General features: G+C 72.1%; 10 protein-coding genes and 1 pseudogene. 6 read left to right on the forward strand and 5 right to left on the reverse strand.

Annotated features, from left to right (window positions below):
• The 4 genes from ACLEQD_RS30665 to ACLEQD_RS30680 form a co-directional block, all read left to right on the forward strand.
• Positions 1-1,138: PLP-dependent aminotransferase family protein (locus ACLEQD_RS30665; protein WP_410388972.1), on the forward strand; the 1,138-nt coding region annotated here is incomplete at its 5' end.
• A gap of 150 nt (positions 1,139-1,288) precedes the next feature.
• Positions 1,289-1,759 carry a hypothetical protein gene (locus tag ACLEQD_RS30670; RefSeq protein WP_410388974.1) on the forward strand — a complete coding sequence of 157 codons (471 nt, stop codon included), beginning with the start codon at positions 1,289-1,291 and terminating at the stop codon, positions 1,757-1,759.
• Positions 1,732-2,817 (forward strand): MBL fold metallo-hydrolase, encoded by a 1,086-nt coding sequence (locus ACLEQD_RS30675; RefSeq protein ID WP_410388976.1) that lies wholly within the window; start codon positions 1,732-1,734, stop codon positions 2,815-2,817. Before ACLEQD_RS30670 ends, ACLEQD_RS30675 begins: the two co-directional genes overlap by 28 nt.
• Positions 2,804-3,730, forward strand: coding sequence for a hypothetical protein (locus tag ACLEQD_RS30680; protein ID WP_410388978.1), 927 nt, complete (start codon positions 2,804-2,806; stop codon positions 3,728-3,730). Before ACLEQD_RS30675 ends, ACLEQD_RS30680 begins: the two co-directional genes overlap by 14 nt.
• Here the strand turns inward: ACLEQD_RS30680 and ACLEQD_RS30685 are convergent.
• The 4 genes from ACLEQD_RS30685 to ACLEQD_RS30700 form a co-directional block, all read right to left on the reverse strand.
• Positions 3,727-4,317, reverse strand: coding sequence for a Uma2 family endonuclease (locus ACLEQD_RS30685; protein WP_410388980.1), 591 nt, complete (start codon positions 4,315-4,317; stop codon positions 3,727-3,729). The two genes, ACLEQD_RS30680 and ACLEQD_RS30685, sit on opposite strands and share 4 nt — an antisense overlap.
• A 53-nt stretch (positions 4,318-4,370) precedes the next feature.
• Positions 4,371-4,895 carry a Uma2 family endonuclease gene (locus ACLEQD_RS30690; protein WP_410388981.1) on the reverse strand — a complete coding sequence of 175 codons (525 nt, stop codon included), beginning with the start codon at positions 4,893-4,895 and terminating at the stop codon, positions 4,371-4,373.
• Positions 4,896-5,003: 108 nt separating this feature from the next.
• Positions 5,004-6,044 carry a methyltransferase gene (locus tag ACLEQD_RS30695; protein WP_410388983.1) on the reverse strand — a complete coding sequence of 347 codons (1,041 nt, stop codon included), beginning with the start codon at positions 6,042-6,044 and terminating at the stop codon, positions 5,004-5,006.
• Between the two features lie 40 nt (positions 6,045-6,084).
• Positions 6,085-6,417 (reverse strand): MXAN_6627.5 family MYXO-CTERM protein, encoded by a 333-nt coding sequence (locus ACLEQD_RS30700; RefSeq protein ID WP_171412565.1) that lies wholly within the window; start codon positions 6,415-6,417, stop codon positions 6,085-6,087.
• Between the two features lie 125 nt (positions 6,418-6,542).
• Here ACLEQD_RS30700 and ACLEQD_RS30705 point away from each other — a divergent pair, with 125 nt between their 5' ends.
• Positions 6,543-7,865 carry a response regulator gene (locus ACLEQD_RS30705; protein WP_410388985.1) on the forward strand — a complete coding sequence of 441 codons (1,323 nt, stop codon included), beginning with the start codon at positions 6,543-6,545 and terminating at the stop codon, positions 7,863-7,865.
• Between the two features lie 42 nt (positions 7,866-7,907).
• On the opposite strand, the gene ACLEQD_RS30710 is transcribed toward ACLEQD_RS30705, so the two are convergent.
• Entirely contained in the window at positions 7,908-8,549 is a 642-nt protein-coding gene (locus ACLEQD_RS30710; RefSeq protein ID WP_338263006.1) for a hypothetical protein, read from the reverse strand.
• Positions 8,550-8,606: 57 nt separating this feature from the next.
• Here ACLEQD_RS30710 and ACLEQD_RS30715 point away from each other — a divergent pair.
• Positions 8,607-8,879 (forward strand): annotated as a pseudogene (locus ACLEQD_RS30715) (hypothetical protein); the annotation flags it as partial.

Genomic DNA, 8,879 nt, shown 5'->3' on the forward strand with positions numbered 1-8,879 from the left:
CGCGGAGCCGCGCCCGTCGGCGCTCCGCGTCTGGCTCGGCGCCTCGCGCCTTCAGCCCGGCGTGCCCGCGCTCGACCTGTTCCCGGCCGCGCTCTGGGCCCGCACGGTGTCTCGCGTCCATGCTCGCGCGAGCACGGGCCTGCTCGACGGCGGCGACCCTTCCGGCCATGCGCCGCTGCGCGAAGCCATCGCCACCCATGTGTCCTCGTCACGCGGCGTGCGCTGCGTGCCCGCGCAGGTCTTCGTCACGGCGGGCACCCAGCAGGCCTTCGATGAAATCCTCCGCCTCGCGCTCGACCCGGGGGACTCCGTCTGGGTGGAGGACCCCGGCTATCCCGGTGCCCGTCGTGCCGTGCTCGCCGCTGGAGGTCGCCCCGTGCCCGTCCCCGTGGACGCGGAGGGGCTCGACGTGGGCGCGGGCATCGCTCGTGCTCCCAGGGCCCGCGTCGCGCTGGTGGCGCCTTCGCACCAGTACCCGCTGGGCGTCACGCTGAGCCTGGCGCGACGGATGTCGCTGCTCCAGTGGGCGGAGCGCACCCGCGCGCTGATCATCGAGGACGACTACGACAGCGAGTTCCGCCACCGGGGCCGTCCCCTCACCGCGCTCCAGGGGCTCGATGACGCCGGCTGCGTCGTCTACGTGGGCACGTTCAGCAAGTCGATGTTCCCCGGCCTGCGCCTGGGCTTCTTCATCGCGCCGCCGTCGCTGGTGGACGTCTTCTCCGCCGCCCGCGCCGCCGCGTCCGCGCCGGCCTCGTCGCTGGAGCAGGCCGCGCTCGCCGTGTTCCTCGCGGAGGGGCACTTCGCCCGCCACCTGCGCCGCATGCGCACGGCCTACCGTGAGCGCGGCGAAGCCCTGCTCGAAGCCCTGAGCGTCGACTGCTCGGGCGTCCTCACGTCCCGGCCCTGTGACACCGGCATGCAGGTGTGCGCGTCGCTCGCGGCGCCGCTGTCCGACCTGCGCGTCCGCGACGAAGCAGCCCGGAGGGGCGTGGAGGTCGCCGCCCTGTCGGACTACTTCCTCGGCCGGCGCCGGGAGTCCGGCCTCGTCTTCGGCTTCGGGGGCGTGCGGCCGGACGCCCTCCGCGCGGGGACGCGCACCCTGGCCCGGGCGCTGGAAGCCGCCCGGCTCCACTGACATCCCTTCCCGGGCGCGGGCCGTCTACGATGGCGCCATGACCTGGCGCTCCCTCCTCCTCCCGCTGGCGCTGCTCGGCGCCATGTCCGCATGCGGGCAGCGGCGCAGCGACCCCGCACGCGTGGCGGAGGACCTGATGCGCCCCGCGCCGTGGGCGCCTTTGCCGCGGGCACCTCCCCGGCCACCACCGCAGACTGCACGGTGCGCACGGCGAAGGACTGCTTCGACCAGGCGCTCACCCTGCTGGCCACGAACGCGCGGGGCCCGGAGCGGCTGCGCGCGCTGTCGCTGATGGGCAAGGCGTGTGACGGGCAGGTCAAGGACGCCTGCGCCTGGCTGTCCCAGCACGTGAAGGAGCCCCGGCGCGTGCGCGGCGGTCCGCCGGACGACCCGGTGTTCCAGGAGGCCTTCGAGCGCTGGCGCGAGGGCCGCAAGCACCACGTGCGCGTGACGTGCCGGCTGGTGCAGGGCGGCGTGCCCCAGCGCTGCGAGGTGCGGGAGGCGAACCTGCCCCCGGACCTGCTGGCGCAGGCGCTCAACAGCATCCAGGCCTCGCGCTACGTGCTGCCCACCCTCGACGGAGAGCCCTTCGAATGCGACTGGACCATCGTCATCAAGTGACGCGGCTGTGGCCCGTGCTGGCCCTGTCGCTGTTCACGGGCTGCTTCGCCGGCACCGTGCACCGGGGCCCGGTGACGGACCACTTCGACGGCGAGTCGTTCCAGAACCTGGGCGAGGCGCCGAAGCTGTCCCCGCTCACGCTGGTGCGGGCCGCGATGGAGGAGAAGCGCGGCCCGTGGCGGGACTTCGTGGACGAGCCCTCCGGCCCGAAGCCGCCGGAGCGCGTGGGCGCGGGGGAGCTGCGCGTGACGTTCATCAACCACGCCACGGTGCTGCTCCAGGCGGACGGCGTGAACGTGCTGACGGACCCCATCTATTCGGAGCGGGCGAGCCCCGTGTCCTTCGTGGGCCCCCGCCGCGTGCGGCCCCCGGGCATCCGCTTCCAGGACCTGCCGCCCATCGACGTCGTGGTGGTGAGCCACAACCACTACGACCACCTGGACCTGCCCACGCTGCGGCGGCTGGAGGCCGCGCACCATCCGCTCTTCGTCGTGGGGCTGGGCAACCGCGAGCTGCTGAGGGACGAGGGCTTCCAGCGCGTGGAGGAGCTGGACTGGTGGCAGTCCGCGCAGGGCGGGCCGCCGGGACTGAAGGTGTGGGCGGTGCCCGCGCAGCACCGCTCGAACCGGGGGCTGACGGACCAGGAGGAGACGCTGTGGGCGGGCTACGTGCTGGAGACGTCCGGCGGGCCGGTGCTCTTCGCGGGCGACACGGGGCTGGGGCCGCACTTCGACCGCATCGCGGAGCGCTTCGGGCCCATGCGTCTGTCGGTGCTGCCCATCGGCGCGTTCCGCCCGCGCGTCCTGCACGCGGTGCACATGGGGCCGGAGGACGCGCTGAAGGCGCACCGCGTGCTGCGCTCGAGCACGTCGGTGGCGATGCACTACGGCACCTTCCCCATGGCGTGGGACGGCCAGGACGAAGCGAAGTACCTGCTCTTGCGGTTGCTGATGCGCGAGGAGGTGCGGCCGCGCTTCTGGGCGCTCGGCTTCGGCGAGGGCCGGGACGTGCCGCCGCTGGCGCCGGGGACTGACGGGCGGGCCGATGCCGGACGCTGAGGGGGCGGTGCCGCCGGAGGTGGAGGCGAAGGAGAAGATGGACCGGGCGCGCGCGTGCATCCGCTCGGGTGACCTGGAGGAGGCGATCCCCCTCTGTGACGAGGTGTACCGGCGCTTCACGCTGTCGAAGTCACCGGCGCTCCAGCTCCAGGTGGCGCGGGCGCTGGGGCACCGGGGCGCGGCGCTTTCGGAGAAGGGGATGTTCCACGAGGCGCTCGTCCACTTCGACGAGGTGGAGCGCCGCTTCTGGAGTCCGCGCAGGCCCGAGCTGTGGGAGGGCATCGCGTGGGGGATGCTGTACCGGGCCCGCGTGCTCCTGGAGATGAACCAGGAGCCCATGTGCAGCAACTGGCTGGAGCGGTTGCTGAGCCGCTTCGGGGCCTCCGCGCAGCGGCCCGACCTGCGCGTTCCGGTGGAGATGGCGCGCACGGCGGTGCTCGCCGCCCACAACCAGGCGGAGCGGTTCGAGGCGTCGCTGAGCCTGTCCGAGGAACTCCTGAAGGAGTACGACGGACAGGCGGATCCGTTCCTGGTGGAGCAGACGGCGGTGGCGCTGCTGCAGCGGGCCATCGCGCTCCAGGGGCTGGGGCACGTGGATGAAGCGCTGGAGGCGTTCGACGAAGTGGACGTGCGCTACAGCGAGGACCCGGACCCGAGGCTCAGAGCCCTGGTCTCCACCGCGCTCATGGGCCGGGCCATCGTGTTGCTCCGGGAGGAGTTCCTGCCGGAAGCGCTCTCCGCGCTGGACGCCATCCTCGAACACGCCGGCCCGAACCCGGGCCGGCGGCTGTTGGAGCCCGTGAACTTCGCGAAGTTCCACCACGAGGTCGTCGAGCGCCAGATGCAGGTGGAGCGCGAGCGGACGGCCCGCAGGCCGAAGCCGCCGCCCCTGGCGAAGCCGAAGCCGCGTTAGCCCGGAGGCGGAAGCGACTTCCAGAGCCAGCCCAGCCGCAGGTCCCGCTCCTCGAAGGGCGGGGCGCGGATGAGGTCGTCTTCCTCGCCGTAGACGCCCACCTCCACCCAGAGCCCGTCCCGCAGCTCGCTCACGGTGAGCGTGCGCACGTCCAGGTCGATGAACCACAGGTGCTTGATGCCGATGCGCGCGTAGAACGGCCGCTTGATGCGCGTGTCGTAGGCCCGCGTGGACGGTGACAGGATTTCACACGCCCAGTCCGGGACCTCCGTCCACTGTCCCTTGGGGAAGGTGGGCACCCGCTCGCGCCGCCAGCCCGCGAGATCCGGACTGAACTCCGGAGAGCCGCCCACCCGGATACCGGGCTCGGTCATCAGCCACCAGCCGCCCGGCATCTCCTCATCGCCCAGTTGGAAGGCATCATCCAACTCGCGGTGGAGCCTGTACTCGAAATGCCCATGCGCGGCACGCGGCCGCGCCTGCGTATACAGCGTCCCATCGATGATCTCGCCCACCACGCCCTCGGGCAGGGCCTCGATGTCAGCGAAGGTCGCCGGACCTTCGAGTGGTTTCGCGCCATAGGCCATGCCCGGAGTGTGGAGTTAGCAGCACCGTCTGACAAGCAGGCGGCGCCGAGCACTCAAGACGCTTCGGTGACCGGCCACCACTCGCCCAGCCGCAGCTCGATGGCGTCGAACGGTGCCGCGCGGATGACGTCGTCCTCGCCATAGGCGCCCAGCTCCACCCAACGCCCGTCGCGCAGCTCGCTCACGGTGAGCGTGCGCGCCTCCAGGTCGATGAACCACAGGTGCTGGATGCCGATGCGCGCGTAGAACGGACGCTTGATGCGCGTGTCGTACGCCCGCGTGGACGGCGACAGGATCTCGCAGGCCCAATCCGGGACGACCTTGCACCTTCCTCCCGGCAGTACGGGCACTCGCTCGCGCCTCCAGCCGGCGAGGTCCGGACTGAACTCCGGCGCTCCCTCCACCTGGATGCCTGGCTCCGCCAATATCCACCAACCGCCCGGACCATGCTGGCCGCGCTGGAAGGGGCCTCGCAGCGCCTCAATCAGCGCGCCCACCAGGTCCATGTGCCCGGCCCGGGGCCGCGCATGCGCGTACAACGTCCCATCGATGATCTCGCCCACCACGCCCTCGGGCAAGGCCTCGATGTCAGCGAGGGTCGCCGGACCCCCGAGTGGTTTCGCGCCATAGGCCATGCCTGAAGTGTGGAGTTACCTCCACCGTCTGACAAGCCGCCGCCAGGGCCGCTACTCCGGCTGCGCGATGAGCAACGTCTGCAACGGCAGATGCCGGATGGGCCTGGTGCTCTGCACCTTGAAACCCGCGTCATCCAGGAAGCCCTCGACCTCCGCGGGCGTGTACGACGCCGCGCCGGACGTGAGGAAGTAGTGCAAGCCGATGAGCGGCGCGGACGTGCTCTGGGTGTCCCGCTCCTCGCGCAGGTACTCCAGCACCGCCAGCGTGCCCCGGGACGCCATCGCCCCGCGCACGCGCCGCAGGAGCGCCACGTTCTGCGCGGGCGTCAGGTGGTGCATCACCTGGAACAGCAGCACGCCGTCATACGGCCCGCCCAGCTCCGCGTGCAGCACGTCCCCTTCCTTGTGCGTCACCCGGTGCGACAGCCCCGCCTGGGCGATGATGTCCCGCCCCACGCGCACGCTGCCCTCCAGGTCCACCACCGTGGCCTTCAGCCCCCGGTGCGCCCGGCACAGCTCCGCCGCGTACCAGCCGTGCGCGCCGCCCAGGTCCAAGAGGTGCCTTGCTCCCCGGGGCAGGGGAATGGCCGCCGCCACCTCCGGCGAGGCCAGCCGCGCCAGCTGGTACATGGCCTGGATGTAGTCGCGCCAGCGCGGGTCGTCCGGAGCGAACTGGTGGATGTCCACCGACTGCCCGCTCTTCACCGCGTTCTCCAGCTGCCCCCACCAGTCCCACTGCGCGTAGTTGAACTCCAGGAACGCCGTGATGGCCTGCGGCGAGCGCGGGTCCAGCCACCGCCGCGCCCGGGGCGCCAGCCGGAAGCGGCCCCGGTGCAGCTCCACCACCTCGCAGGCGATGAGCGCTTCCAGGAGCGCCCGCATGCCTTCGGTGCTCGTCTTCAGCCGCGCCGCCAGCGCCTCCGCCGTCGCCGCGCCGTCCGCCAGCGCCGCGTAGACGCCCAGCCGCGCGCCGGCCATCAGCGTGCGCGACGCCATCATCCCGAAGAAGGCGTGCGCCAGCGGCTGCGGCGCCAGGTTGAGGAAGTCCGCCACCCGCTCCAGGAGGTTGTCCGCCTTGAGGCCCAGCCGCATCGCGCGTCGCTCCTTGGAATGGGGGGAGTGGGCCTGGGCGCTACCGGCGGCGCCGCGAGCCCGCCACGGCGGCCACGCCCAGGATCATCAGCGCCGCCTGCGGGCCCAGCAGGCAGCCCTGCGTCTCCGCCTGGCGGATGCCCGTGTACTTGCACTTGCCCGAGTTGCAGCTGAAGCGCGGCGCGCAGTCGCTGGTGCTGCGGCAGTCGGTGGGCACGCGGCCCGTGTTGTCGTCCCCTTCGGGGGAGTTGGGGTCGTCCGGCTGGCCCGCGTCCTGCGGCTGGCCCTCCTGGCCCAGCGCCACCAGGGGTGAGAACAGGAGGAATCCGGCCAGGAGCCCTGCCGGGTGGATGCGGGAGAAGAGGGAGGACATGAGGCGGGCGCCACCCTAACGCCACATCGGGGCGCTTGCATCCATCCTCTGAAGGAGGCGGCCCTCCGGGGTTCCCTGGAATCGCTGGCCGCCGGGGCGCCCGAATCTGCTACGGTCCCCCCGCGATGGCGCCTCGAATCCTCGTCGTGGACGACAACCAGGAGCTCCTCTCCCTCCTCACGCAGCTGTTCGAGGACGCCGGGTACGAGGTGGTGGGCGCCAGCCGTGGCAAGCAGGCCATCGAGGCCGCCCGCGCCCAGCCGCCCGGCTGTGCTGTCTTGGACATCCTGCTGCCGGACATGATGGGTTACCACCTGGCGGACACGCTCAGGAAGGACAACCCCCAGCTGCCGCTGCTCTTCATCACCGGCGTCTTCAAGGGCGGCAAGCACGCCACGGAGGCGCGCCAGAAGTACCAGGCCGCCGGCTACTTCGAGAAACCCTTCGAGGCCCAGAAGCTGCTGGAAGCGGTGGCCAAGGTGCTGCCCGCGGAGAAGAAGGTCCCCGCCGCCTCCATGCAGGACGCCTTCGAGGTGGAGCTGGACATCGACGTGGAGGAGGAGGGCCCGCAGGACGCCATGGAGCTGACCGGCCGCATCAAGGTCACCGGCGGCGGCAACCTGACGGCCGAAATCCGCGGCGCCAACCTCACCGCCACGCCCATGCAGAAGGTGCCCTCCACCCAGGTGCGGGCCCCCACGCCGGGCCGTCCGCCGGATCCGCTGCCGGTGGGCGCGGGCTCGCCGGGCAGCCGCCGGGGCGAGCTGAGGGACAACCTGCCGTCGCTGCTCACCGCCTTCTACCTGTCGCGCGAGACGGGCGAACTGGGCGTGCAGCGCGGCAAGGTGAAGAAGGTCGTCTACTTCGAGAACGGCACCCCGGTGTTCGCGCTCTCCAACCTGCTGGCGGACCGCTTCGGGCAGTTCCTGGTGCGCGTGGGGAAGATCAAACCCGAGCAGCTCCAGGACGCGTCAGCCGTCGCCGCGCAGAGCCACCGCCGCACCGGCGACGTGCTGGTGGAGCGCGCCCTGCTCAAGGACACGGAGCGGCTGTACTACGTGGGCCAGCAGGTGAAGGCCATCATCTACTCGCTCTTCTCCTGGGAGGAGGGCACGTACGTGATGAGCTTCAAGGAGAAGGCCTCCGCGGAGTCCATCAAGCTGGACGTGCACCCGGCCAACCTCATCGTCCGGGGCATCAAGAAGCTCTACAAGCCGGAGCGCCTGCGCCGCCTGCTCCAGCCCGAGGACCGGCTCATCCCCGCCGTCGCCCCCGCCTACGGCCTCAACGAGGTGGAGCTGGAGCGCTGGGAGGCGGAGCTGCTGCCCAAGATTGACGGCAACCGCGTGGTGGCGGAGCTGCTCGCGTTCGCCAACCGCCCGGAGCACGTCGTCTACGGCTTCCTGGTGTCCATGATGGCGCTGGGCATCCTGGACAAGCGCTCGTAGCGGCGGGAGGGGGCGCCCGGTTTCCGGGGCCCCCGGCTCACTTCAGCCCAGCCGCGAGCCGATCCAGAACAGGCCCAGCGCGCCGGAGCCCAGCGCCACGCCGCGCTGGATCCACAGGCTGATGCGCGCGTTGGCGCGCGACAGGCCTTCGGCGAACAGCAGCCCCACCGCGCCCATGCCGATGAGGATGCCCAGCGCGAAGCCGGGCAGGTACGTCCACGCGGACAGGCTCATGCTGCCGCCCACCAGCAGCGGGGGCAGCGCGATGAGCAGCGACCGCACGCCGCTCACGGCCATGAAGGCGCCCGCGGCGGTGCTCACGGTGTGTACGTGCTCGTGCGGCTCGCGGTCGTGGCCGGGCAGGTGCGGGTGGCCGTGGTCCAGGCTGTGCGGGAAGAGCAGGGCGGTGACGGCCAGCGCCACCAGCACCGCGCCGCCGAACACCTCCGCCCACCGCTCGAAGGTCTCCGACAGGCCCACGCCCGCGAAGAGGCACACCGCCGCGATGCCGCCCAGCATGGCCGCGTGGCCCAGGGCGAAGCGCAGCGCCGTCTTCAGCGCGACGCGGCGACGGCCCCCACCCAGGGTGCCGAGCGTGGCCATGGCGGCGCAGTGGTCCGGCCCCAGGGCGTGGAGCAGCCCTTGGGTCAGGCCGAGCAGGAAGGCGAGGAGGATGGGAGCCACGACGGCGCACCCTAGCCGTGGTTTAACCGGGTGGCCAGCAGGAGGAAGCCCCACACCATGCGCATTGCTCATCTCCGACATTCCGCCGCGCTGCTGTTGGCGGGGCTGCTCGCCCTGTCGGGCTGCTCCACCGACCCCGGCCCGGAGCAGCTGCGCAAGGCCGAGGGCCGCTACCAGGAGCTGATCAACCAGCACCTCCCCGCGCAGGACCCGGCCTGGGCGGAGGTCGCCGCGCAGTTCGAGGCCGTGCCCAAGGACTCCAAGGCGCGCCCGGAGGCCGAGAAGCGGCTGGCCGCGCTGAAGCGCCCGCGAGAAGGTTCCGCCGCGCCC

The sequence above is a fragment of the Corallococcus sp. 4LFB genome (assembly GCF_046520365.1).
Lineage (GTDB): Bacteria > Myxococcota > Myxococcia > Myxococcales > Myxococcaceae > Corallococcus > Corallococcus caeni.

What these genes read in the sequence shown, in the direction of transcription:
- ACLEQD_RS30675 (WP_410388976.1), top strand. Translation starts at nt 1,732, where the DNA reads ATGCGACTGGACCATCGTCATCAAGTGACGCGGCTGTGGCCCGTGCTG.
- ACLEQD_RS30680 (WP_410388978.1), top strand. Translation starts at nt 2,804, where the DNA reads ATGCCGGACGCTGAGGGGGCGGTGCCGCCGGAGGTGGAGGCGAAGGAG.
- ACLEQD_RS30685 (WP_410388980.1), bottom strand. Translation starts at nt 4,317, where the DNA reads ATGGCCTATGGCGCGAAACCACTCGAAGGTCCGGCGACCTTCGCTGAC.
- ACLEQD_RS30695 (WP_410388983.1), bottom strand. Translation starts at nt 6,044, where the DNA reads ATGCGGCTGGGCCTCAAGGCGGACAACCTCCTGGAGCGGGTGGCGGAC.
- ACLEQD_RS30700 (WP_171412565.1), bottom strand. Translation starts at nt 6,417, where the DNA reads ATGTCCTCCCTCTTCTCCCGCATCCACCCGGCAGGGCTCCTGGCCGGA.
- ACLEQD_RS30705 (WP_410388985.1), top strand. Translation starts at nt 6,543, where the DNA reads ATGGCGCCTCGAATCCTCGTCGTGGACGACAACCAGGAGCTCCTCTCC.